The 25230-nt window shown below is 40.5% G+C and carries 20 protein-coding genes; 3 read left to right on the forward strand and 17 right to left on the reverse strand.

Annotated features, from left to right (window positions below; genetic code table 11):
- Nucleotides 1-14: 14 nt before the first annotated feature.
- The 10 genes from CDZ94_RS11805 to CDZ94_RS11850 form a co-directional block, all read right to left on the reverse strand.
- Nucleotides 15-1031 (reverse strand): zinc-binding alcohol dehydrogenase family protein, encoded by a 1017-nt coding sequence (locus CDZ94_RS11805; protein WP_096437272.1) that lies wholly within the window; start codon nucleotides 1029-1031, stop codon nucleotides 15-17.
- Nucleotides 1032-1045: 14 nt separating this feature from the next.
- Nucleotides 1046-2320, reverse strand: coding sequence for a TRAP transporter large permease (locus CDZ94_RS11810; protein ID WP_096437274.1), 1275 nt, complete (start codon nucleotides 2318-2320; stop codon nucleotides 1046-1048).
- Nucleotides 2317-2802 carry a TRAP transporter small permease gene (locus CDZ94_RS11815; RefSeq protein ID WP_096437277.1) on the reverse strand — a complete coding sequence of 162 codons (486 nt, stop codon included), beginning with the start codon at nucleotides 2800-2802 and terminating at the stop codon, nucleotides 2317-2319. Before CDZ94_RS11815 ends, CDZ94_RS11810 begins: the two co-directional genes overlap by 4 nt.
- A gap of 61 nt (nucleotides 2803-2863) precedes the next feature.
- Nucleotides 2864-3889, reverse strand: a complete 1026-nt coding sequence (locus tag CDZ94_RS11820; protein WP_096437279.1) for a TRAP transporter substrate-binding protein — start codon at nucleotides 3887-3889, stop codon at nucleotides 2864-2866.
- 54 nt (nucleotides 3890-3943) lie between these two features.
- On the reverse strand, nucleotides 3944-4957 hold the full coding sequence (gene allD / locus CDZ94_RS11825) for an ureidoglycolate dehydrogenase (RefSeq protein ID WP_096437282.1): 1014 nt from the start codon (nucleotides 4955-4957) through the stop codon (nucleotides 3944-3946).
- A gap of 14 nt (nucleotides 4958-4971) precedes the next feature.
- Nucleotides 4972-5529: a 6-phospho-3-hexuloisomerase gene (gene hxlB / locus CDZ94_RS11830; protein ID WP_096437284.1), complete on the reverse strand. Its 558-nt coding sequence runs from the start codon at nucleotides 5527-5529 to the stop codon at nucleotides 4972-4974.
- Nucleotides 5526-6152 carry a 3-hexulose-6-phosphate synthase gene (gene hxlA / locus CDZ94_RS11835; RefSeq protein ID WP_096437286.1) on the reverse strand — a complete coding sequence of 209 codons (627 nt, stop codon included), beginning with the start codon at nucleotides 6150-6152 and terminating at the stop codon, nucleotides 5526-5528. The genes hxlB and hxlA overlap by 4 nt, the downstream gene beginning before the upstream one ends.
- Nucleotides 6153-6159: 7 nt before the next feature.
- A complete protein-coding gene (locus CDZ94_RS11840) occupies nucleotides 6160-7113 on the reverse strand; it encodes a sugar kinase (protein WP_096437288.1) in 954 nt (317 codons plus the stop codon).
- 29 nt (nucleotides 7114-7142) lie between these two features.
- Nucleotides 7143-8147 carry a substrate-binding domain-containing protein gene (locus CDZ94_RS11845; RefSeq protein ID WP_096437290.1) on the reverse strand — a complete coding sequence of 335 codons (1005 nt, stop codon included), beginning with the start codon at nucleotides 8145-8147 and terminating at the stop codon, nucleotides 7143-7145.
- 373 nt (nucleotides 8148-8520) lie between these two features.
- Nucleotides 8521-9312 carry a transporter substrate-binding domain-containing protein gene (locus tag CDZ94_RS11850; RefSeq protein WP_096437292.1) on the reverse strand — a complete coding sequence of 264 codons (792 nt, stop codon included), beginning with the start codon at nucleotides 9310-9312 and terminating at the stop codon, nucleotides 8521-8523.
- A gap of 491 nt (nucleotides 9313-9803) precedes the next feature.
- Between CDZ94_RS11850 and CDZ94_RS11855 the strand changes: the two genes are divergently transcribed.
- The 3 genes from CDZ94_RS11855 to pheA are packed head-to-tail and all read left to right on the forward strand — an operon-like array spanning nucleotide 9804 to nucleotide 13714.
- Nucleotides 9804-11771 carry a TRAP transporter permease gene (locus CDZ94_RS11855; RefSeq protein ID WP_096437294.1) on the forward strand — a complete coding sequence of 656 codons (1968 nt, stop codon included), beginning with the start codon at nucleotides 9804-9806 and terminating at the stop codon, nucleotides 11769-11771.
- A 42-nt stretch (nucleotides 11772-11813) separates the two neighbouring features.
- Nucleotides 11814-12806, forward strand: a complete 993-nt coding sequence (locus tag CDZ94_RS11860; RefSeq protein WP_232735687.1) for a TAXI family TRAP transporter solute-binding subunit — start codon at nucleotides 11814-11816, stop codon at nucleotides 12804-12806.
- Nucleotides 12807-12832: 26 nt separating this feature from the next.
- Nucleotides 12833-13714, forward strand: a complete 882-nt coding sequence (gene pheA, locus CDZ94_RS11865; RefSeq protein WP_157911753.1) for a prephenate dehydratase — start codon at nucleotides 12833-12835, stop codon at nucleotides 13712-13714.
- Between the two features lie 65 nt (nucleotides 13715-13779).
- Here the strand turns inward: pheA and CDZ94_RS21375 are convergent, their stop codons facing one another.
- The 7 genes from CDZ94_RS21375 to CDZ94_RS11895 form a co-directional block, all read right to left on the reverse strand.
- Nucleotides 13780-13929, reverse strand: coding sequence for a hypothetical protein (locus tag CDZ94_RS21375; protein ID WP_483414909.1), 150 nt, complete (start codon nucleotides 13927-13929; stop codon nucleotides 13780-13782).
- A gap of 11 nt (nucleotides 13930-13940) precedes the next feature.
- Nucleotides 13941-15632: a gamma-glutamyltransferase family protein gene (locus CDZ94_RS11870; protein ID WP_096437298.1), complete on the reverse strand. Its 1692-nt coding sequence runs from the start codon at nucleotides 15630-15632 to the stop codon at nucleotides 13941-13943.
- 6 nt (nucleotides 15633-15638) lie between these two features.
- A complete protein-coding gene (locus CDZ94_RS11875; RefSeq protein ID WP_096437300.1) occupies nucleotides 15639-16811 on the reverse strand; it encodes a CapA family protein in 1173 nt (390 codons plus the stop codon).
- Nucleotides 16812-16834: 23 nt separating this feature from the next.
- Nucleotides 16835-17284, reverse strand: a complete 450-nt coding sequence (gene pgsC / locus CDZ94_RS11880) for a poly-gamma-glutamate biosynthesis protein PgsC (RefSeq protein WP_096437302.1) — start codon at nucleotides 17282-17284, stop codon at nucleotides 16835-16837.
- 35 nt (nucleotides 17285-17319) lie between these two features.
- Nucleotides 17320-18519, reverse strand: a complete 1200-nt coding sequence (pgsB, locus tag CDZ94_RS11885; RefSeq protein ID WP_096437304.1) for a poly-gamma-glutamate synthase PgsB — start codon at nucleotides 18517-18519, stop codon at nucleotides 17320-17322.
- A gap of 993 nt (nucleotides 18520-19512) precedes the next feature.
- Nucleotides 19513-20235, reverse strand: coding sequence for a 3-ketoacyl-ACP reductase (locus CDZ94_RS11890; protein WP_096437306.1), 723 nt, complete (start codon nucleotides 20233-20235; stop codon nucleotides 19513-19515).
- A gap of 930 nt (nucleotides 20236-21165) precedes the next feature.
- Nucleotides 21166-25203 (reverse strand): endo-alpha-N-acetylgalactosaminidase family protein, encoded by a 4038-nt coding sequence (locus CDZ94_RS11895; RefSeq protein ID WP_245415733.1) that lies wholly within the window; start codon nucleotides 25201-25203, stop codon nucleotides 21166-21168.
- Nucleotides 25204-25230 lie beyond the last annotated feature (27 nt).

Here is a 25230-nt window from a genome sequence, read left to right on the forward strand (position 1 = left end):
TCCTTAGAAATTAATTAAAAAGCAATTGTTGCTTTTCTTACTTTATTCGGGTTGTTTTCAATAAACTCAAATGCTTCCTTAATTTCTTCCACATTAAAAACATGAGTAAGCATGCCTTCTACTGACAGCTCCTTGCTGTCCAATGCAGCGATAACGTTCGTAAACTGATCCGTCTGCAACCGGGATCCGGCAATCGTCAATTCTTTCTTTGTAATTGGTAATTGTGAAATTTCAGAAGGACGATCGTCAAAACCTAAAACAACGACCTTTCCTGCGATTGAAGCTGTATTAACCGCAGTTTCAAATGTGGTCGGTAAGCAAACCGCATCAATACAAACGTTAGCTCCCTCACCTGAAGTGACTTCCATAATGGTGTCGGTAACGTTATTTTCAGTGGCATTCACTGTCACGTCCGCCCCGCACTCTTTGGCAAACGCTAGACGCTCCTCGCTTAGATCTGAAATATAGCAAACGGCTCCCTGCATTTTAGCGACCTTTAAGCAGCAAATTCCGATTGGCCCTGCACCTTGAATAAGAACAGTATCACCTTTATTTATTTGACCTCGCCAGGCAGCCTGAGCCCCGATCGTAAAGGGCTCGGCTAGTACCGCAGTTTCAAATGGCGTTTGAGCACTAACTTTATGCAGATTTTTAGCTGGTGCAACAAGATACTCCTGCATCCCTCCATCTCTGTGAACCCCGTACACCTCGAGTTGTTCACAGACATTTCTCCTGCCAGTTCTACAGGCATAACATTCGTCACACGATTCAATCGGTTCTAAAACGACCTTGTCTTTTTCGTTGAGGTCCATCACTTTTTCACCCGTTGCCACCACTTCGCCTGTGACCTCATGACCAATGACTCTCGGATAAGTTGCAAGTGGGTTGGTTCCGTGGTAAATGTGCATGTCAGAACCGCAAATGCCAACCATTTTTACTTTTATTAACACCTCATCAGGCTGTTTTATTTCAGGCTTCTCTCTTTCAACAATCTCTAAAGAGCCGGCTTCTTTTACTTCTATTGCTTTCATTTACAACACTCCCATTAGCCAAAGACTTCTGGCAAGAATAATGTAATTTGTGGAACATAAGCGACTAACAACAGCACGATTAAACTTACAATTAAAAATGGAACGAGCGCTTTAGACGTCTCCCAGATTGACACTTTCCCTATACTGGAGGCAACGAACAAGCATACACCTACAGGTGGCGTTGAAAGACCAATAATTAACGCAAGCACCATCACAATTCCAAAATGAACGGGATCCATACCTACGCTAGATGCCACCGGTAAAAGAACCGGGAATAAGATAACTAGTGCCGCAATGGTCTCCATAAACATACCGACAAATAATAGAAGCAGAAGAACGAGCAAAATAACAAGGAAAGGAGTTTCCGTAACACCAAGGATCGTATCTGCTACTAAAACAGGGATTCTTTCACTTACTAAAATCCAGCCGAACAAGTTCGCAAATCCAACGAGGATGAGGATCGAAGCAGTGCTGACCATGGAATTTAGAATAATCTTTGGAAGCTGTTTAATTTTCAAATCTCTGTAAATAAACAGTCCGACAAGAAGTGCATAAAGGACAGCAACAACAGACGCTTCAGTAGGTGTGAAGAACCCGCCCAGGATCCCGTATAAAATAATGACGGTCATAAGCAATGCCCAAAAGGCTCCGAAAAATGATTTTGTCACTACTGTAACTGGCTTTCTCTCTTGTTTCGGATAGTTTCGCTTAACAGAAATGGCATAGGCCATTACCATCAGGCCAATCCCTAGCATAACCCCTGGCACTGCTCCTGCTAGAAACAAGTCACCAATCGAAACACTTGCTAACGTCCCGACAATGATCAATGGAAGAGATGGCGGAATGATTGGTCCTATGGTAGAGGAGGACGAAGTTACAGCTGCCGCAAATTTTGCATCATAGCCTTCCTTTTTCATCGCAGGAATCATAACAGAGCCAATGCTTGCTGTGTCCGCTAATGCAGTCCCCGAGATGCCGGCAAAACCCATGGAAGAACCGATATTTGCAAGACCTAATCCTCCCCTTATATGTCCTAATAAATCGTTGGTAAATTTAATGATTCGCTCGGTAATTCCCCCGGCATTCATCAAGTTACCTGCAAGAATAAACCCAGGAATACATAATAAAACAAAGGAGTTAATTCCTGAAAACATCCGCTGAGGGACGATGGTTAATGGAATATCCATGATAATTAAATAAAGGATTGAAGCGATACCCAGGCTGAACGCAATCGGGATACCTATAAACATTAAAAATAGGAAGGATAAGAAAAGAAATAATGCCATCATTGCTGCTGCTCACCTCGTTTCCCTTTCGAAACCAAAAAGTCAACCATATTCACGAGTGCATAAAAGCCGAGAAAGATCATGGAGACGCTAATGCTTGCATGAATCCAAGACATTTCAATCGCCATTGTCGCTGACGTTTGTCCCTGGCCTGTTAAAATAAACGAATATCCATGGTAGGCAATGAAAAAGCTTACCACCATGACCACTAGCGAAGTAAACGCCTGATAATAATGGCGTACCTTTTTTGGAATCACGTTAAATATAAATTCGATACTGATGAATTCCTGACGCTTCATGGCAACAGGAGCACCAAATGCTACAGCATAAATAAACAAGAAGCGGGACAGCTCCTCAGTCCAAACAGCTGAAAACGGCAAAAATCTTGTTAAAATTTGCACTGTTACTGTCACAATAATGCCGACAAAACAAAGGATCGTCAGCATTTCAAGCGTTCGGTCTAATAACTTCAGCGGCTTCATCATTCATGTTGCCTCCTTTAGAAAGGAGGCGTATCAACATCACGTTGATACACCTCATCACTTATTACTCAACGTCTAAGATTCTTTGATAAAGCTCAAATTGTTCTTCTGTTAGGGACTCTTCAATCGCAGGTTCCATTGCTTCACGGAAAGCGTCCTGGTCAACATTATCGTTAAAGGTCATCCCTTCATCTTCCAATACATTATGGTAATTTTCGATCTCTTCAACAAATAGCTCATCTCCATAGGCTTTAGCCTCTTCAGAAGCTTCCCATACAGCCTCTTGCAATTCTTCAGAGAGAGATTCGAACTGATCATTTCCAACGACGACATAAATCCAGGAGTACACATGCTCAGTCATGTTCACGTAATCTTGTACTTCGTATAAAGCACCACTGTGAATCAAATCAACAGGGTTCTCCTGACCGCCAATTACACCTTGCTGTAAGCCTGTAAATACTTCATCAAAGTCCATTACTTGCGGATTCGCTCCTGCAGATTCCCACGCATCCATGAATAACGGAACGTTAGGGACACGTATTCTCAAACCATCCAGATCTTCTGGTGAAGAAACAGGATCATTAGAGGTTAAGTTTCGCGGTGCACGCTCCATATAGAATAGCGGCGTAACCCCTACTTCTTCATAAATTTCATCTTCAATTTCCTTACCGATCTCACCTTCGACAACGTTAATCATGTGCTCGGAGTCACGGAACGCAAAAGGTGCTGCTAAAAGTGCCGATTTAGGAGCCCAGTTTTGCATTGTTTCTCCGGTAATGACCATATCCACATTGCCTGCTTGAATACTATTTAGCGTATCGGTTTCTCCACCAAGCTGGTTGTTCGGATAAATAGAAATTTCAATTTGCCCGTCAGTTTTTTCATTTACCAATTCAGCAAACTTTTCAGATGTTTCATGCCAAATATGATCTTCAGCCGCCAAGTGTCCAAGACTCCACTCAATGGTTTCACCGTTACCTTCATTTTCATCACCGTTAGAATCGCCTGCTGTGTCAGTGTCTTCCCCACCACATGCTGCAAGTACTACAGTAAGAGCTGTTCCTGCTACTAACCATTTGAATTTTTTCATTATGATTTACCCCCTAAAGAATGTATTAATTAACGGCTGTGAACCGCTTACATCTTACTCATTAGTCAAATAATCATAAACCGATTTAGTTACGTACACACCTTCACTCAACGCCTTCTCTTCTTTCATCTGTTCGGGCTCTCCAGGTACTAATACTTTTGAAAAACCTTCAGCTGGCTCTAAATCATGGATTTCATCAATCATCTGGTCCATAGAATCAAGGAACTCATCAATGTCTGTAAACATCGCTGGATCCATTGTCATAATAAAATGACCGAGCTTTCGATTCTTGCCGTAATCACCATACATTTTGGAAATTTTCGGTCCGAAATTAGAACCGGTTAACACCCCTGACATGATGTCTACGAGCATTCCCATTCCATATCCTTTCGGTCCCGCAAATGGGAGAAGATAGGACACATCATGAGGATCCGTTGTCGGCTGGCCGTCTTCATTTACTCCCCAGTCCGCTGGAATTTCTTTTCCTGACTCCCGGGCATGCAATACTTTACCAAAGGCCACATTGCTCGTTGCCATATCTAAAATAACTGGCTTATTGATTCGTGCAGGAAAGCCATAAGCAATTGGGTTTGTCCCAAAATACGGCCTTTTAGCACCAAATGGAACGACAATGTTATCTGTATGGGTTAACGCCATCCCTACAAGATTTTGTTCTGCGGCTTGCTGGACAAAGTAAGACAAGGCGCCGCAATGACTGCTGTTTACAATTGAGATCATACCGATACCGTTGTTTTTTGCCATGTCAATCGCTTTTTCCATCGCTGCTTTTGTCACCGCATGACCCATCCCGTCATCACCGTCAAAAACTGCTGAGCAAGGTCCAGACTCTTTTACAGAAAACGTTGGATCAGGGTTAACACCACCTTCATGTAAACGCTTCACATAATGCTCCGTTCGAAGTACTCCGTGTGAGCTCACACCGCGTAAATCAGCATGAACTAAAACATCAGCCACATCATCCGCGTGTTCTTTATTCAAAGAAGCTTCGGTTAGTTTGTTGACTACTAATTCTTTTAATTTCTCAGGTGTCACTTTTACATCCGTCATCTTCATTGCTCCTCCTATTCCAAATTAGCGTGCCGGGCTTTTAGCTGGTCATTGGTTTGACGATTGTTTCCTCCATTAAGGCTGTAGATAATGACCGCATCCAGTATAAGATGGAGGCTTTGGTCAAACTGATTACCTAACGGTTGAATCGTCCCTGGTTCTGTTGGACGGCGGTATTTTGTTGCAGCTGGGATGACCAACGTATGCTCGCTGATTTCTGCTAACGGAGATTGAGGATCTGTCGTAATTGCAAAAACTTCTGCTTTACTCTCCGCAGCCTTTTTGGCCATGTCTACGATTGTCTTTGTAGTGCCAGATCCCGAGACGGCCACTAACAAATCTCCTTTTTGAATACTTGGTGTGATCGTCTCCCCGATTACATAAACCTGATAGCCTGCATGCATTAACCGCATGGCAAACGCCTTGGCCATTAACCCGGAACGCCCTTCTCCCAGTACAAAAATTGTTGGAGCGTTTTGAATAGCCTTGCTCAATTGCCTCGCTTGATCTTCATCAATGGAAGCCATTACTTGAGTAACTTCATTTCCTACTGTTTTGATGGTTTCTTTCACAGGGTCATCATTCCTTTCAAACGCTCTGCAACGATTTTCGGGTTTCGGGCTTTAGTAATCGCACTGCCGACAATAACAACATCAGGACTTTGTTTAGCTATCACCGGTAGAGAACGCTCATCAACTCCTCCTGCAACGGCTACTTGAGTGCTCGGAAGCCCTTTCACCATTTGGAACTGGTCATCAGTAAAGCTTATTCCTTCAGCCTGCATATCTTTTCCGATATGCAGACTAACCAAATCGGCTCCAAGACCTTCTATTTCCTTTACTCTTTTAATCTCTGAAACTCCGAGAAGATCTATCATCACTCTTTTTTCATATTGTTCGGCCACATCAAGCATTTCTGTTAACGTGCCGCTTGAGGAAAATGCCATTGCAGTAGTAATGTCCGCGTCAGCTTCAAACGCTTGCTTCGCCTCATGCTTCCCGGCGTCGCATGTCTTCATATCCGCCACAATGGTATGGTTCGGGTAATGTTCTTTTACCTCGCCGATAATTGAAACACCATACTCCTTAATCACACCGGTGCCGATTTCAATCCAGTCTATAAAATCGCTCGTCTGCTCCAGGATGAAATAACATTCTTTTTTTGAGAGCCGGTCTAAAGCAAGCTGCAGTTTCATTACGAATCTACCTTTCAACTTTCTTTTTGTTGTTTAAAACAACTTCCACGTCTTCCAAATAAGGAAGTCCTTCATTATCACCTGATACACTGACGACCATCGCGCCAATTGTGTTCGCTACGCGGAGTGATTCTTCTAGCTCCTTACCGTGAAGATAAGAGTAGATATAACCAGCATTAAAACCATCCCCTGCACCAACCGTATCGACAACCTTCTTCGGTTTTGCAGGTGGAGCATGAACAAGCTCATGTTTTCGCCACCCTACTGAACCTTGCTCTCCTCTTTTAATCACAATATCCTCGATGCCAAAGCCTTTGAAAAACTCAATGTATTCTTCAACAGGCTTCGTTCCTAGTAAATGCTCAGCTTCTTCTTCTCCTGCAAGAAGAATATCAACATTTGGAAGAAGGTCAAAAAGCGCTTCTTTCGCTTCTTCTAGTGACCAAAGCTTTAACCTTAAATTCGGATCCATCGACACTTTTACGCCGTTCTCTTTCGCAATTTGAACCGCATGCTTTAATATACCCGGGTTCTTTTTGTCAATCGCTGCAAATACGCCAGTGATATGAAGGATATCTGCATTTTTTATATAATCTTCGTCGATACATCCCTCTGTTAGCAAACTGGTTGGTGATTGGTTCCGGTAGTAAAAGGTACTTCCCGAACCGTCTTCTAAAATTTCCTTAAAGTTTAATGACGTCGGATAACCTTCTACGAGCTCTACTTGAGAAACGTCAATCCCTTCTCCTCTGACAAAGTTATAAATGTATCTACCAAACTCGTCTTTCCCGAGCTTGCTGATCCAGCCTGATTTCAAGCCGAGGCGAGAACATCCGATAGCAAAGTTGAGTTCCGCACCTCCAACTTTCCGTTCAAACGTATGATTATATCTCATAGGTCCTTTAGCCTGAGGATTAAAGGTAATCATCGCATCCCCTATAGTGACTATATTATTTTGCACATTTAAGCCCTCCTTTCATGGTATATACTCTAGCTCGATTCCCTGGAGTGTAAGGTCGGCTCATAACGGTAAACGGTTTTTTCTGCAACCTTTTCAGGGTTTTTCGTTAGCTCGAGTAACAACTCAGCAGCCTTAGTGCCCATTTTAAAAGCCGGCTGCTCAATTGTAGTGATCGCAGGATTAAACAAGCTAGCAAAAGAAACTTCATCGATACCGATAACCGCCAAATCTTCTGGAACATTGATGTTCTCCTCTTTCACTACAGCCAGTACCTCCATTAAAGAAAGGTCGTTACCGGCCAGTAATGCATCGGGCGGTTCTGGAAGTGAGAGCATTTCTTTAATTGCTCTTTTCATCTCTGTAACTTCAACACTTTTCATGTATTCTTCATTTAACGCTAACCCTTGTTCCTGAATAGCCTTTTTATACCCACTGATTCGTTCCATTCTCGGTGTGATTTTTCTCTCTAATGTGGTGGTGATAATGCCAATCTTTTTATAGCCGCTTTTTACTAAATGGCTGACTGCTTGAGAACTAGCTTTTTCATTATCCAAGAGAATACAGCGGACCGGTAAATGGTCGATCATTCTGTCGACAAAGACTAACGGGTACTTTTCTTCGATCATTTGATCATACAGATCCAAATTTTCTCCTGTCGGAAAAACAATCAGACCGTCTACTTGCTTTGCCCTAAGCATCTCAATGTATTTCCGTTCCTTTTCAGGATCATCATCGGCATTACAGACAATGACATGAAAATTATGCTCGTGGCAAAAGTCTTCGATCGCTCTAATTACCTGAGTTGAAAACGTATGCAAAATATTCGCCACGATCACGCCAATGGTCGAGGTCTTCTTCTGTTTTAAACTCCTGGCCACATAATTAGGTTGATACCCGAGATTTTTGATTGCTGCTTCTATTCTTTTTTTCGTTTCCTCCCCCATATAGTCATAACGCTTATTGATATATTGAGAGACGGTGCTCTTTGATACATTTGCTTTGACCGCTACATCAAGCATCGTTATCTTTTTCATTTTTACCCCTTTAAGAAATAAGATTCACTTTTACTAAATCGGTTTAGTAAACCGGTTTAGGGAAAGTATAATTGAAAGCGCATTCAAAAATCAAGAGGGAATTTTAAATTTTATAAAAATTATCTTTATTCTATTATAAAGGTGCCTGACCCCCACCGCGTTAATGCTGCGCAGCGGTGGGGGTCAGGCACCTTTTCATATTTAATTGATAGCTAAGAATGTGAATTAATGTAGAATTGTAGTAACTACTGCTCATCACACACTTCCTTACATGCTCTATCACTTAATCAAGCCCACGGGATTATTTGTATCATAGTTTAGGTAGAATTCAGAAACATTCACTCTAGTTCCTCTCTATGTAACCACACCTCTGTTACATCCACTCCTCCTCCAGAGTCTGAAACTCGTCATCCATCTTCATTTCATTCATCCATAGTTCAATCCAATTATGAAATTCTGTATCCCCTTGGTGCATTAAATATCCCATTTGTTCATTGGTGAAGGTGTCTATCGTAAAAGCTGCATATAAGTTATCGTCTTCCTTTGCATATAGGATCGCTTCCACACTATCTGTAATCATGACATCAACTTCGCCGGTAGACACTTTCCCTGGAATCTCAAGATTATTTTCATGAACAATGATTTCTGCATCGTTAATATTGTTTGTTACAAATTCTTCATTTGTGCCACCTGGATTTACACCTATTTTAACTTCAGGTTGATCAATAGCTTCTAAACTGGAGTAATTATCAAAATCCTCTTCTCTAATTATGGCTGCTTTCCCAAAGTCCAAGTAAGATTCAGAAAGATGAGCACTTTTCTGACGTTCTAATGTACGAGTGATTCCCCCCATGGCGATATCAAACTTATCTTCCAACAAATCATCCATCAGAGTAGGCCAACTCGTTTCCACGAACTCTACTTCTACCCCTAAGTCTTCTCCTAATTTTTGAGCCACCTCAATATCATAGCCCTCATATTGCCCGGTCTCTGAATTAAAATAAGTAAATGGTTTATAGTCGCCTGTAGTACCGATAATTATTTTTTCTTCTTCAAGTATTCGATCAAGTCGATTGCTGTTATCCTCACTTTCACTTGAATTACAACTTGTTAAGACGATAGTCATTAAACATACAAATATCACACCACAATAGCCTTTTTTCATTTGATACATCTTCCCCTTTTTTGAGAATGTATTCATTTCACATATATTCAAACATGCCTGTTTTATGATTCATCAATATGTCTAACGTATGGATCCCTATTCAACTATGTACTAATTTTTTTACGAATGTACGACGTTAGTCTGGTCAAATAAAACAAGTACATTACTCTCGCCCTTTCATTCCAGCTTTTTAAAACAACCCATCCTCGATGAATGAATAAAAATTCATATAGAAACCCAAAACCCAACCAAACCTCCCCTGTAATTCGACTAATTCTACCAACTTCACCAACGATAAAACTCCTAAACTCTCGACAAATTCTGGATGATGACTGGAACAAAATCGATCCGTATTAACATTTTAATTTATACAATATTATAAATATTTATGTTGACAAGCGTTTTTGGAAGCGGTACCATTATTTATAACATTTTTGGAACGTCGGGGTGAAATACCATCATATAAATACACCGCATTTCTGGAGGTTCTTATGGAAATATCGCAAAAGTTATTTAGCAAAAAAAGAGATAAAGGTATAAAGAACCATGATAATGAAGAAAAAACCCGTCATTATATTGGTCGATTTAGTATTTTAATTGCTTGTCTAGCAGTCATTTGGTCTTGCTTCCAACTTTATGCTGCTGGAACGGGGGCTTTAGATGCTATAAGATTGAGAGCTACCCATATTATCTTTTTGTTAATACTAACTTTTTTACTTTTTCCAATCCATAAGAAATCGCCTTTGAAAGTAAGAGTTCCTCCTGTAGTAGATATTGCGCTTATTGCTTTAAGTATCTTCTCATATGGATATTTAATCGCCAATTATAATGAGATTGTGATGCGTGGAGGTTACTTATACACGTTAGATTATATAGTTGGAGCCATCGCAATCATATTAATTTTTGAAGCAGGGAGACGTGTTGTTGGAAACTTAGCGGTTCTTGCGCTTGTTTTCTTACTTTATAATTTTATGGGCCCTATGATACCAGGGGATTTCGGTCATGGTGGTTTTTCAATAAACAGAGTCATTGATCATATGTTTTGGGGCAGTCAAGGTATACTTGGTATCGCGATTGGCGTTTCCTCAACCTTTGTATTTTTATTTATTTTATTCGGTGCCTTTCTAAGACTTAGTGGTTTTAGTCAATTTGTCAATGATCTGGCCTTAACCATTGCTGGACGTTCACCTGGTGGACCAGCAAAAGTAGCTGTGTTAGCGAGCAGCCTAATGGGGATGATTAATGGCAGTGCATTAGCTAACGTGGCGACAACGGGTACGATTACGATTCCTCTAATGAAAAAGAATGGATATACTGCTAGATTTGCAGCTGCAGTGGAAGCTGTGGCTTCGACAGGTGGTCAATTTGCTCCCCCTATTATGGGAGCGGCTGGTTTTGTAATGGCAGAATACTTAGGTGTACCTTACACAACCGTGATGTTAGCCGCCATTGCGCCAGCTTTTCTTTACTATGTGACGGTAATCATGATTGTCCATTTCGAAGCCAAACTCAATGGATTAAAAGGGATTTCTAAAGAAAATATTCCGAATATTATAAAAGTAATAAAAAGTCAAGGGCATTTAGTGATTCCACTTGTAGTTTTAATTACAATGCTGTTCTCAGGCTATACCCCATTATACGCAGCGGTATTTTCGATACTGGCTTGTGTTGTTGCAAGTTGGATAAGAAAAGAAACTCGTATGGGAGTTAAGAAGATTTTTAAAGCCCTTGAAGAAGGAGCAAAAGGAGCAATCGGAGTAGGTGTTGCTTGTGCAATCATCGGCATCGTTATAGGAACGGTTTCGTTAAGTGGTTTAGGGCTTACTTTTGGCTACACCATACTAGAATATGTAAACGAAAGTCTATTTTTAGCTGGATTGTTAGTTATGCTGATGAGCATTGTGTTAGGTATGGGCGTACCAGGTGTTGCAGCTTATATTATCGTCGCAACCGTTTCCACGCCAATTTTAATTGAACTTGGAGTAGCCCCTCTTGCAGCGCATATGTTTGTACTCATTTACGCATCTCTATCAAATATTACGCCACCGGTGGCTCTTGCATCATACGTGGCAGCGGGCATTGCAAAAACGAATCAGAACAACGTTTCATATACCGCTGTAAAGCTTGGATTAACTGGATTCATTATCCCATTTTTCTTTCTTTATCATCCGGCATTACTGTTTGATGGGACAAATTTGCTTAATTTCATCATCGCATTATCAACTGCAACAATAGGAGTAATCTCTTTATCTAGTGGACTTCAAGGTTGGTTATATACTCAAAACTCATTGTTACAGAGGTTAATATTAATCACCATTGCTTTTCTAATGATAGAATCTTCTTTCGTTTTTGATGTTATTGGTATAGCGCTCTTCCTCTTCATTTTAGTATGGCAAATCGTCACTGTTAAGAGAGTGAAACAAAACAGTGTATCCGTTTACGGAGGTGATGGGATTTAATATGTAGAAGGAAAATTAATAGATTTAATGGAGGTTTTATAAGTGATTAAATTCAGTAAAGGTATTCTATTCTTATTATTCATCGTCGTTCTCATTGGATGCTCTGACCAAGAAGCATCAAACGGGCAATCAAATGATCATGAGCGGACAGAGCTAAGGTTTCCAACGGCTGGTACAACGGGAACTATCTACCCTTTAGGTGCATCTATGGCAAATCTTTGGAGTAATGAAATAGAAGAAATACGGGTGAATGCTCAAGCTTCTAACGGAGGAGTTGATAACTTAAATATGTTAATGGATGGAGAAGCCCATGTTTCTTTCGCTACTGCCGGAATCGTTTGGGAAGCTTTTAATGGTGAAAATACTTTTGAAGGGCGTCAATATGAGAATGTTCGTGTAATAGCGGGTTTATATTACAACCCAAATCAATTTGTTGTAAGAGAAGACTCCGGAATCTCGAGTATTGGAGACATTAAGGACAAAAACTTTGTACCAGGAGCTTCTGGAAGTACACCTGAGGTTGAATCCTCCATTATTTTACCTAAGTATGGCATTAACTACCCTGAAGATATTAATGAAACATACGTTGGTTTTACGGAGGCAATTGATTTAATGAGAAATAACCAAGTAGATGGAGCTGTAATTCAAGCAGGGTTACCTACTGCTGCAGTTTCTGAAATGACTTCAACTGCTGATGGAAAATTACTTGGTATAGAAGAAGAAATCCGAAAACAGTTATTAGAAGAATATCCTTGGTATTCAGAAGTAACGATTCCTGCTGGCACATACGATAATCAGGAAAATGCTGTTGAAACTCTTGGAATTAAAATGCTCTTAATTACTGATTCTTCTGTTTCAGAAGATCAAGTTTACAATTTAACTAAAACATTCTGGGAAGGTTTAAGCGAGCTAGAGTCTTCTCATTCTATCGTCGAACAAATTGAGTTAGAGAATGCTGTTACTGAATTAGCTGACATTCCTCTTCATGAAGGCTCCTTAAGATATTATGAAGAACAAGGGCTTGATATAGAGTAAAAACTTCGTAAACTTAGGTGGTTATGATGGTAAAACAAAAAAAGGTAATCGGATACTTAGGTCCGATTGGGACGTTTACTGAACTAGCTGTTGATAAAGTATTTAAAAAAGATGAAGTAAAAGTTGTACCTTTTAATACCCTTCCCGAATGTTTGTTTTCAGCAAATAAAAGAAATACCGATTTTACTGTAGTTCCAATTGAAAATTCTATCGGCGGTTCAGTAAATTTAACGATTGATTGGTTAATTCATAAAATCAATGTTCCTATACAAGGAGAAGTTAGAATCTCTATTGACCAAGACTTATTAGTCCATAAACATAATTACCACTTAGAAAAACGTGATTTTAAAATCATTTATTCTCACCCACAAGCGATCAGTCAATGCAGTAACTTCCTACGAAAAAACTACCCTAAAGCAGAACTTAGCTATACAGAAAGTACGGCTGAAGCAGCAAGCATCATTTCAAAAAACTCAGACCAACCTTGGTTAGCAATTGCTAATTGCAATGCTCGTAACATTTACAGCTTGGATCTCTATGAGAAAGAAATTCAGGATTATCCTACCAATACGACACGTTTTGTAATTTTAGGAAATGAAAAACTTACTATTAAAAGTAAATCCACTAAATCTTCTATTTTATTAACATTAAAAGAAGGCTTGATGTTACATCAGATTTTAGAAAAATATTCTTTAAATGGGCTTGAACTCACGAAAATTGAGTCTGCACCAATGAAAACAGAGATGGGGAAATATTTTTACTTCCTAGACTACAATACGAGCGGACCTAACCAAAGAACTTTATTTGATAAATGCTGCAAAGAAATAGAGAGACTTGGGTGTCCCATTCGCAGACTAGGTACCTACCCTTGTTTTAAACACCAGGAAAGAAAAAAGATCCTATCATAATGTAGGTCGAGGTGCCTGACCCCTACCGCGTTAATGCTGCGCAGCGGTGGGGGTCAGGCACCTTTTCAATTTACTTCTATTAAATGTTGCTCTTCTTCTAATAATTTATCGATGTCCTTTTTTTCTTCTTCTGAGATTGTTCTCTCATGTTTAAAACCAATCAAAAAGGCTGTAAACAGTGTTAATACGACTACCGGATAAAGGATTTTCATCATTTTTTTCAACACTAATCACTCCTGTTATTTTCTTCCCAACTACCGTTTCTACGCGGGTCAGCACCACCGTGTACTTCACCACTTTCATGATCTATGACTAGAAGATTAACACTGCCAAAATTAAATGTATTATTTGAATGGTTAATTTGATATCCTTTATCTCTCATATTATCCATCTCTCGATCATCTTCTGTGAATAATGTATCCTCATAAACTTCTAAATAAAACCGTGGTGCATCTATGGCGTGCTGAACGGGTTCTTCATTTACAATAGTTCGAACTAACGTTTGTGTAATAACTGAAGAGATTCGGCGTCCCCCTGCACTCCCGATCCCAATGATAGGTTTATGATCATGTGCAAGAATACTCGGAGCCATATGACTATTTGATCTCTTTCCACGCTCTTCTCGATTAGGTGATGACTGACGATCACTAAAGTTATGCATCTGATTATTCATAAAAAAACCATCTACATAGATTCCAGAACCAAAAAAGTTACTAAGTGTGTTCGTAATTGACACCATCGTGCCATCTTTATCCACGACAACAAAATGAGTGGTGTTCGAATGCCCATCCCGATCTCCTTGTGTATCTAGCTGTGATTGAAATTTCTCATCCTTCACTTCGGAATTGATGGTTTCAGACAAGTCCATACTGTGCTCAATTGAAGAAAGATCTTCTTCTTGAACGGATACAAAATCAGGATCCCCAATGTATTCATTCTTTTCCTTGTGTACCCGTCTGTTAATTTCTCCTAATAAGTGTGCAAACTCTTCATGGTCCTCGCTTGCTTTTTCAATGCCTAAGATTTCGGCCATTTGTAGAGATTGGATTAACATAGTCCCACTTGATGGAGCTGGGGGAGAATAGACATCATAACCGTAAAAAGATCCTTTAATCGGTTCCCTTATTTTCACCTCATAAGATTTAAAATCCTCAACTTCTAACCCAGACACTTGACTAGCTATACTTTCCCCGACCTTTCCTTGATAAAAAACGTCAGCACCTTCTTCCATAACCAAGCGCAACGTTTCACTAAATTCCTCTTGAATCAACGTCTCACCGGATCGAATAGGCAATCCATCTGGATAAAATAAAGGCAGATCATTAACTGGCATACGGTATGAGGCATCAATTAATCGTCTTTCAATGATTCCATCTATTTCAATCCCATTTTCAGCAAGCTCTACTGATGGTTCAATTAATTTTTCAAATGGTATAGAACCAAAATCCTTGTGCACTTTATCCATACCCGCTATAAACCCTGGTACTCCAATCCCACTAGGGGGGGCTGGTCCACTTACCGGCGCCATGGCCCTGTAATCATAAACAATTGGCTCTTCATCTACTGGGTGAACCATTAAAACACCATCACCACCTATCCCGGAGGCATATGGCTCCAATGTGGCTAAGGCAAAGGCGATCGCTATCGTTGCATCAATCGCATTTCCACCGTTCTCTAAGATGTTCATCCCAATTTCAGTAGCAATTGGATTATCAGAGGATACCCCATAATGGTATTCAACCTCATCATTTATATAGTCGGGACGATGTTCGGGCACGCTAGAAATCGTGACATCATGCTTATCGCGGCTATTATCCAAGTAAAAAAATATCACCGTGCCTGCTACGATTCCAACAAATAATAGAGTTAAGAATAGGACTATTCTATTTTTGAGAAGATTTTCTTTAAGCTTAAGCATGCCGCCCTACCTTTCGATTTTTTTTACTAGTTTCCCCTCCTCTTTATTCCATTCTTCATTAAAACTTGAACTATAAATAAAGTTCTCACTGACTTTGTTAAATATCTTTTCTTGCCTATATTTATTGGTAACGGGTCTTGGTTGAGTTTCATCAATATACATTGGATGGACTTCCAATTTGATGTGATCATCGAAAAGTCTATATTGAAATACTGCGGTTTCCCGAGTCATAGACCACCCTTGATCAAAGATAAAATTACCAAGTCCATAAAGAATGACTGCATCATCATAAACTTCGACTGGTTGTAACACATGAGCATTGTGACCGATAATTAAGTCTGCTCCTGCTTCAACCATCGCGTATGCCATATCACGTTGCCGTGGATGAATGTTATTATCATAGCCTTCACCCCAATGTGCGTGAACCATAACAAAATCAGCATTTTCAGCGGCTGCTTTTATATCTGGTATAAAATATTGCGGTTCTAACGGAACAACTCCTTCTTTGTACGAAGTAGCACGCAGTTCCTCGCTAATATAAGCATCATTAAATCCCAAGGTTGCCACAGTCATACCATTCACTTGCTCATAATGGATCTTTCTTGCTTCATCAATATTTAATCCCGCTCCTACAGTAGGAAGATCCAAAGATTGAAAAGTTTCAATTGTATCAAAAACTCCAGAGATCCCGTAATCCACCATATTGTTGTTAGCTAGGTTTACACTTGTAAAGCCAGCTTCTTTTACAGCCTCTGCAGCTTCCGTATCTGCGTGTAAGGTAACTTGTTTATCAATTCGATCTTCTTCATAATGACGATAATCATCAATCAGTACAGGGTGTTGAAAGTTACCCGTCACTAAATCCGTTTGTTCAAAAAGAGGCTCGGCATGTTCAAACGGATATTGTGAACCCTTTCGTTCTACAACGTCATTCACCCAACGCCCCAACATCATATCGCCCACCATACTAATTGACAAAACACTTTCGTCATTTACATCGCTATATTGGCTGGCATTTACTACTTCCGATTCCATCTTTGATAAGGTTTGGTACAATCCAATAATAAGGACACATGCAAATAAAGTAATGATCGAATCTCGAAAAGCAGTCTTCTTATGCTTTTTAATCCTTCTTAAATGTTTTTCTTTGAACGTAAATGACCGATTTTGGTTAATCACGAAACGTCATACCTCCTACTTGCCTAAAACAATTGATAAATTAAAACGACCAAGAAAGTAATTCCACTTAAGAAAAGGGTTGATGTAATCGTTGGGATCACACCTTGCCTTTGTATCGTATTAGCAATTAATCCGGGTACGATAATTCCTAATCCACGGAACTCATTAATAACAAACGGCATCACAGGATAAAAGTAATCAAAAATCATTTTCAATATCATCCCAGCGACCATCATAGCCGCAAACTTACGCCTGCCATATAAAGTCACATACCTTCCGACAACCTTCGTTACAAGTAAAAACGTAATCACACTTATTCCTAAAACGACAACCAAAAAAATCGGTTGATCAAAGATTAACGCCAAGTAGCCCGGAATGATTAATCCTGCCGGTAGCACACCAAATTTTTCGGTAAATAACAGGCTTACCAGCACTCCGATTATGAGTGCTACATATAACTCTCCTCCAAACATTGCAATCCTCCAGGTTAATAAAAATTATTGTAAAACTATGCTGTCTTCTTTTTAAACTTCGCCATTTCCTCAAATTCTGCAATTAACGATTCCGCAGCTCCATGGATGTTTCCAATTCCATACATCACTCGTTTTTTCATGAGTGGCTCAAGCGCTTTAATAATCTCCTTTGTTGAGCTTCCCTCCAAATCTATTAACTCGTTTACTTTCAATTTCCCTTCGTTATAGGCTTGAACAATGGGATCAGTAACCTGTCCAATTAAAACTAAGTTGTTCGTTGGAATAAAGGGCAACACATCTCGAGCAAATTGTTCTGTTCTTTCTACCCTATCTTCACGGCAATTGACAATAATGATTGGATCATCCGTTGGGTAGCCTAATTCTTCTATACGGTTCCAGATGTTAATAGTGGATGTGGCATCGTTCGCAGCAAAACCATTGATAAAGAAGGACGGTTGAAGTTCATCACCAACGGGTAGTACTTTCATAGCACCAGGGTCAGGCCAGGCATTCAACATGCCTTCCAGCGCTGTTTTTTTATCAATGTCCAAAACTTCTGCAACTGCCATCGCAAGGGCAATATTTTCTGGAAATACCATATATTTAAACTTTTTAATATAGCTTTCAGAAACAGATTCAGTATCAATGAGAATAACTTCCGTGTTCCGTTCTTTCGCGATTGCTTTGAAATAGTCTACATATGGACTCTCATTAATGATTAAATGACCATTATATGGAATCGTTCCACTGAACGCTTCTGCCACTTCGTCTAGTGATGGCCCTAACACTTCCATATGGTCATGAAGAACATTAACAATAAGGACAATATTAGCCTGAAGTAATTGTTCCTGAAAAACGATTTGATAATCAGGATTGACTGCCATGCATTCACCCACAAAGGCGTCCGCCTCAAGGTCAAGCGCTTTTTCGACAACCCTTCTTTGCTCCCCGATATTAGGCCCTTCGAGACGGCGTTTAATCGGCTCCTCCTCATCATTAAACCAATACAGCATTCTTGCATCAGTTCCGGTCGTTTTCCCAACCGTTTTATACCCCGACTCATGTAAAATACCGGTAATTAACCTCGTAACAGTAGACTTTCCTCTTACACCGTTAATGTTGATTTTGATTGGTATTTTATCGAGATTTTTTTGATGGTTCCTTTTCTCTTTCACTCCGAGAATAAAACAAAGAGCAGTGACAATCCCAACAACCGTTAGCTCTACCACCCACATTTTTTACTCCTCCTAAACTCAAATACTCCAACAATTTTGAAACGTAGAATAGGTTCGGAACTTTTCTCTTTTTCATGGGTGTATAAAAAACTCACCTCGATCACCTAATGATAGTTTAAAAAAATGTCCAAAAAAGTTGGGAACACTTCTTTTCGAAGCTCATCGCATGAATACCATACGTTCCAGTACCCCCAGCCGTACCTCCTTGACCTCCTCAAATTACTTTTTCCCTGCTCTAAAAAAACAACATTTCACATAAAATATCAAAATCTATCAAATTTCTATCTTCAACGAGGTTTGAGAGGTGAAAACGAAGGAAATTCGAGTTGCGTAATCAAATTATTGGAAATCGTTCATTTAATAAAGCGTAGTGTCATTTCATAGTAGTAATTGGGAAAATTTCTGAAGTTAAATAAACGTTTAATTAAAGAGACATAGGGTGACCTTTTTCGCTAGGAATCCGTATAAATCATCACTCCTAACACGACCGAAAATAAAACCAGAACAAAAAGAGCCAATAAAAAAGCTGGCTCATGTCAATCGATTATTAAAATCAGAAGTGTCGAGGAAAAGTAATGGTAACTAGAGGCTACTGAATAAGTAGCATACGCCTGGGTGGCGAGAGGGTCTACTCTTTTTCATGGCGAGAATCTGCGAGGAAATAACGCTCCTTTTGCCAAAAACCTTGCACCTGATTTTGAGATACACATGGGAATAGTTATGGGGTGCTGCTACAGTGGCGGAGATCCTGCAGGAAAATCTTCTTCTTGCGAAGAGGAACCGCAGGAGCAGCAGAAGCCCCCGCAGTGGGCATACCTTTCGCGAATGAGGAGGCTGATGCGTTGCCTGCGGAAAGCGCGAAGCCATGGAAGCGGCACCCTTTGTATTTGAGTTCTAGCGTTATTCAGCAATCCCTAACTACGCAATCTGCAAGTGCGTATCGGTCTCGCTTTCTGTATATGTCAATTGGACAATCCTTCATATAAGGATAAATTACTCAAACGGGTTCGTCGCCCACATTGCAGCAGTCTTTATGAATGTGCGTTGTTCTAACTTGAGCTGGCTGACCATATATTCAGCAAGGTCTTCAGCTTGCGTAAATTTGTCTGGGTTTCGTTGGTCAGAATCCTTTCCGCGTGTTAAGTCTGTTTCAACAAGGCTTGGTGTCAGGACGCTGACACGAATGTTGTTTGGGCGTACTTCTTGCATGAGAGATTCGCTCATGCCAATTACTGCAAATTTGGATGCACTATAGGCGCTGGAGCCTTTTGTCCCTTTCAGTCCTGACATGGAGGAAATGTTGATGATATCTCCGCGGTTATTCTCGATCATGCTAGGTAGGACCGCTTTCGTGACGTGTACGATTCCCATGACATTGATATCAAGTACCTTTTTCCAGTCTTCTGTTGAAAGGTCTTGGAACGATCCACGTGCTGCAACACCTGCGTTGTTGATCAGAATGTCAATGGGGCCAAGTTGATCTTCAATTTCTCTAACAGCTCGCTGGACATCTGACTCTTGCGAAACATCTGCAGCCGAGGTGACAAAGGTTGCACCAAGTTCCGTTAAGTCTTTACGAACTAATTCAAAGCTTTCCTCTGAACGGGCAATAAGACCAAGCTCCACACCTTCTTTTGCAAGGGCAATTGCTGTTGCTCGCCCAATTCCTCTACTTCCCCCTGTGATCAGTGCTCTTTTTCCTTCTAGTGATTGCATTCTCACGACCATCCTTTCTATTTAAACATCTCCCTTTAGTATAAGCACTGAAAAGATAGAATAGAAATATCTTGCTTGGGATCATGGGTGGACAATTCTATATAAGGAAGAGCGCAGATCATGACAGACCTGCGCTCTCGATGTTTTTTCATATGCGATTATGCAAGAAAGACTTATGATTTTTAAGAAAAGCATGACGTTTTTTTATTAAGACTGTTCCTTGAAAAGCTTGTCGTTTATGCGCGTTATTTGTCGAATCGCTGATATCTGAGCTATTTGCGCTGATATCTTGTTGATTTCCGCTGATATGTTGCCCATTTGCGCTGATATGTTGCCCATTTGCGCTGATATCTCACCAATTTCCGCTGATATCTTGCTTGAACAGCTGATGAAGCGCCTACTCACGCCGATATATTATTCAAATGATTACTCTTTTTAGTGTTTTTGAGCGTTTTTCAACTCAAATGATGGGTTTAAGGCAAAAAATTGCGACCTTTTCTAACATTTGAGTAGTTGAAAGGCTGTTTTTTGAAAGATTGTTGCTTTTTGATAAGATTATCGCTCGAATTCGCTACAGGCGCAGACGATTTCCGCGGGTGCCGCTTCAGTATAGGCGCCCTCGTCCCACTTCAGCAATAGCGACGGCATTTTTTCTTTTGACACGTCTAAACCTACAAATTTTGATAATAACTAGCTCCTTTCCGTAATGTAGCTCTGATTTGGTTTTTTGTTTGTTTTCTCAACCAAATTAATTTACGAGTAAGGAGCTAGTTTCGTTCATGATTCTCGCATTTTTTAAAGTCTCCCTTGAACGAGACTGTCCACTTATAGATTCTTACCTTTCTAAAAAAAGCGCAAGGCGCCTGCGTACCCGTCGAAATGTACTGTCCGATAAAAAGTACTTTTACTTTTAATCGGGGCTAGACATCATTAGGAAGCAGGTGATCCGTGCTCACGCTTCCACTTTTCCAAGTAGGATAACAGGGTTTCAGCTACCTCCTCTTCAACCTCTGCATTGGACAAGTGCTTTTCAAAATCTTCTAGGTGTTTTTCCGCCTGGGCGTTGCGTCCATTTTGGTAATGGTGGTTCGCTTGCTCCAGCCGATTTTTTAGTTGTTGGCTGGTGGAGTGGCGAATATCTCCGGCTTCTTTGTATTCCTCTATTTGTTCAAAAAGTGTTACGTAGACGGTAGTGATGCGGAGGTTATCTAAGATAAACGTGCCTTCCCCTGTATGCATATCCAATGCCGTTCCATCATTGAAGATGCCGATATAAGTTTGTCCGTTATCTGAGCCTGTAACAATTACCTCAGCGGTTTGGGTCTCTGAGGAAGTAGAAGAACCGTCCCCAGGCTTCCCAGGAAGTTGCTCATTCACGCTTAAGCCCTCTACATTTTCTATATCTCGGGCATCAATTTCTTGATCTCCTGAAATGATGCGATAGGAATCAGCTGTAGTTTGGTAATCAAAGGTCACCTTGTAGCTCACTCCTGGCTCGAAGCGAAAATGCTGTGGGATGGTGCGGTATACGAGGCCGTTGTTTCCGGTATTTACTTTGAGAGACCAGTCGCCATCGATAACATCATCAACCACTTTTGCATCAGCCCAGCCTTTTTGTGTATACGGAGCATTTTTCTCAGACAAATGGATTCGGTTGTCCTCTACCCCTTCTGTGTTACCGATAACAAAAGGATAGATACCTTGTACTACCTTTTCGAAATCCTGTTCAAAGATTCCTTCAGATACATCGTTTGATAACGTCTTTTGGACGATTCGGATGTCATCAAATTTTGTGTTCCCTTCCCCGGCTTCACGGCTTATTGTGAGCTCTGCTGTATCACTTTTAGCAGTAAAACTCACTTGCATTCTCTGCATTTTACTATCATATCCATTGTTTGTAGCGTGGGAATCTGCTTTTACATAGTTTTTTTGCAAGCTTCGTAACGTGTAATTACTAACATCGTCTTTGCCGCCCTTAACTTCGAGTGAAGCTTTTTCATCGCTATTGTTTTCAACATAAACTTCTGCTACATAGTCTTTTCCGGGTTCTAGGTCTGTTATTTCTCGGGTCACCGTAGTTAATTCGGACGGGCTTTCAATATTGAGATAATAGTCTCCGCTGCTTAGCTGGCGGGCACTTCCCGTTTGGTCTGTTCTTGGGACACTTATTGACCCTTTGTCCCCTTTAACAGTTGTAAAGTCATCCTCAACCGTCCCTGTGTTAAACCCTGTGTCATAAACATGAGCGCCAGTGCTCCACTCATCGACTTCTATACCTTCATATTCATCGGTTACAACAACGTAAGGAGTGGCAGCCTCAGCAGTTAACGTTATTTGGTTATTCTCTACCGGGACTTCTTTTGTATCTTTCCATCCTTGGTCTGTTAATTCGGAAACATAGAGGCTCGTTTCACCCTCATATTCGCCTGGAAGTGTCCAAGTTGTCGTACCGCCATCTAAATTCCAGTGATACAGTTTCTCAGAATCAGGTGTTGGTGTTTCAAAATCTTGCTCAACCCAAGGTAGCAAATAGGTGTTTTCATCAAGTACAACATGATCGTTTAAAGTAATAATACGGTCTCTTGAATCTTCTTTTCTAGTGACAACGACTAAGTCACCATTATTTGGATCTTCTAACTCAATTTCTTGTTCCAAATTTGTTTCACTGCTGTCGCCTTCAATAGTTTCCCAATTGGTTACAAAGTATTTTTGCAAGAATTTAGTTGGTAGGTTAACGTCAAACGTCATTTCAATGAAGTTATCAAAATTCTTGTCCGATTGCCAGCCCTCGAAGCCAGCTAATTCAAATCCTCCTAGCAAAGGATGGTCAGCGGTACCACCTGCTTCAGGCCAATTCAACACCCAGGAATCTTTCTGGTGATTACTAATAAAGCGCAACACTTCAGAGTTTGTTCCCTTATTCTCCGGACCACCATAATTCCGGTCAGTAGCCCAGTGTTGCCATGTAGAATGGTTAGGAATAGAGGTTCCAAACTCCGTTGTTACCCGCCAGCCTCTATCAATGAACTGATCTACGATTCTATTAGACTCCCACTGATCTTGATACCATACGTCTAAGTAAACAAAGTCAAGTCCTGGAGCAGCCGCCTTTAATTCATCCAACCTTTCAGCGCGAGCTCCTGAAGCTAAGTCATTTATTTTATCAATCACATACGCTTGATCAAGCCAGCTCCACCCTCTCACATCCGGACCGTGAATGAGTTCGTCACTGAATGCTTTAGCTTCCGGGTACGACTCCTGAGCATTAATGTGAACACCTAGTTCAGCATTGTAACGCTGTCCTTTTTCAATCAAAAGGTTTAAATCTTCAGCGCCCCCCATACGTTCACCTACATTTCCGTAATCAGGGTGTGCACTATCGTGTCCTTCACTACCATACCCTTTTAATAAAACAGGCTGTCCTAAGTTTTCGGTTGCTAATGCGACTTTTTTAATATTATCAAGCGTTTTCAAAAACGGTTGTTGAGCCTGTGAGCCAAAGTTCATAGCAATTCTTGTGGCCACATGATTGTTGACATCTTGCCAATTTGGGATTTCCTGCATAATATCACGATATGCAATCGCAGCATCCTGCCAATCTACTTCATGATCATCATTCAAATCTTCCGCTATAGCAATCTTTACTGTCGGAGTATTGGACGAAGGCTCTGGCATAAAATCCCGGTGGTAATAAAACATATTAGAGCCTACCCCCATCGCCTTTGCCCCATCTTCATTTTCGTAGCGATTTGCAACCAAATTTCGATACCCATCGACTTCTGAACTGGACCATACGCCAGCACTTAACTCATCATTAGATAAAAAAGCGGTATAGTAAGTCGAAGAACTACCAATATTACTCAAAGATGAATCTACGGATACATCGACATCACCTACTACGGTAACATCACTGCTAAGGTTCGTTAGCTTAGCTTCAGCACCCGGCTCATCTGAATTGACAGAGATAAAGTTCATATCTGCAAATTCAAGTGATTCAATTGTTGCGTCTCCTTTGTTACTAATCGATTCGAACCGGTAGATTACGTGATTTTCTTCTACTTTTAATGACACTTCGAATTCAGCATCGAGGCCTTCAACGTCATCTTCAACCGTCAGAGTGTACCGTGCTTCATTGTCACTAACCTTTTCATAACTTACTTCCGGATAGTAAGGTAAACCGTTGACGTTTAAACCATATACAGACGATTCTTGTCCTTTCATTACTTTTTCGCCTCCTCTGTATTCCATTACCCGAGGGAATACTTGGTCAATAGAAACATCCATAAAATCAGAGCTTAACGTATCCTCAATTGGAGGAGTATCCGGCTCTTCTGGTGGAATAAATTCTGTAATGTTGACATTTGAAATGGTAATGTCCGCTGCACCTCTACTTTTTTCAAAACCGAATAAACCAGGGTCACTGACGCCACCTGTCAACGTCCAGGAATTTATTCTTGTATCGTCAACATATAACGTTGCAATATCTCCATTCACTCTCAAGCGCAAATTGTACGTATTCCCTGCTTCTAATGGTGTACCTGTACTCATTGACGTCCACCAATTATCTGGGAATACTTCTCCAAAGTACCGATCGTTTTGATCCTCTGTTCCTACATAGGTATAGGCAGACGGATCTTGAACCCGATAGATCATCCCAAAACGGTTCAAGTCGGTGTCTGGTGTAATGTCAGCTTCAAAAATACCATCCTTTATTTCATCCACGTTTTTGTAAACGACCTTATTTTTCCCAATTGATGCAGCACTAAACGTTACAGAGCCATCATCATTGTATGTGAGGCTTCCATCTCCTTCGATAATTTCAAAATCTCCTTCTTCTAGCTCCTTATCCGTTATGTTTTCCAGGTCCTCCTCAGCTTCAACACTGTTGCTAGTCAAAAGTGAAGGAAGAACCAATAAAACGACTAAAAAAAACGCAACCATTCTTCTGTTGAATAAAGATTGTTTCAAGCTAGTCTCCTCCTTTTAATTTTGAAT

The organism is Alteribacter populi (assembly GCF_002352765.1).
GTDB classification, from domain to species: domain Bacteria; phylum Bacillota; class Bacilli; order Bacillales; family Salisediminibacteriaceae; genus Alteribacter; species Alteribacter populi.

Coding starts and splice junctions, on each gene's coding strand:
- CDZ94_RS11805 (WP_096437272.1), bottom strand. CDS start 1,031: ATGAAAGCAATAGAAGTAAAAGAAGCCGGCTCTTTAGAGATTGTTGAA.
- CDZ94_RS11810 (WP_096437274.1), bottom strand. CDS start 2,320: ATGATGGCATTATTTCTTTTCTTATCCTTCCTATTTTTAATGTTTATA.
- CDZ94_RS11815 (WP_096437277.1), bottom strand. CDS start 2,802: ATGATGAAGCCGCTGAAGTTATTAGACCGAACGCTTGAAATGCTGACG.
- CDZ94_RS11820 (WP_096437279.1), bottom strand. CDS start 3,889: ATGAAAAAATTCAAATGGTTAGTAGCAGGAACAGCTCTTACTGTAGTA.
- allD (WP_096437282.1), bottom strand. CDS start 4,957: ATGACGGATGTAAAAGTGACACCTGAGAAATTAAAAGAATTAGTAGTC.
- hxlA (WP_096437286.1), bottom strand. CDS start 6,152: ATGAAACTGCAGCTTGCTTTAGACCGGCTCTCAAAAAAAGAATGTTAT.
- CDZ94_RS11845 (WP_096437290.1), bottom strand. CDS start 8,147: ATGAAAAAGATAACGATGCTTGATGTAGCGGTCAAAGCAAATGTATCA.
- CDZ94_RS11850 (WP_096437292.1), bottom strand. CDS start 9,312: ATGAAAAAAGGCTATTGTGGTGTGATATTTGTATGTTTAATGACTATC.
- CDZ94_RS11855 (WP_096437294.1), top strand. CDS start 9,804: ATGGAAATATCGCAAAAGTTATTTAGCAAAAAAAGAGATAAAGGTATA.
- pheA (WP_157911753.1), top strand. CDS start 12,833: ATGGTAAAACAAAAAAAGGTAATCGGATACTTAGGTCCGATTGGGACG.
- CDZ94_RS21375 (WP_483414909.1), bottom strand. CDS start 13,929: ATGATGAAAATCCTTTATCCGGTAGTCGTATTAACACTGTTTACAGCC.
- CDZ94_RS11870 (WP_096437298.1), bottom strand. CDS start 15,632: ATGCTTAAGCTTAAAGAAAATCTTCTCAAAAATAGAATAGTCCTATTC.
- pgsC (WP_096437302.1), bottom strand. CDS start 17,284: ATGTTTGGAGGAGAGTTATATGTAGCACTCATAATCGGAGTGCTGGTA.
- pgsB (WP_096437304.1), bottom strand. CDS start 18,519: ATGTGGGTGGTAGAGCTAACGGTTGTTGGGATTGTCACTGCTCTTTGT.
- CDZ94_RS11890 (WP_096437306.1), bottom strand. CDS start 20,235: ATGCAATCACTAGAAGGAAAAAGAGCACTGATCACAGGGGGAAGTAGA.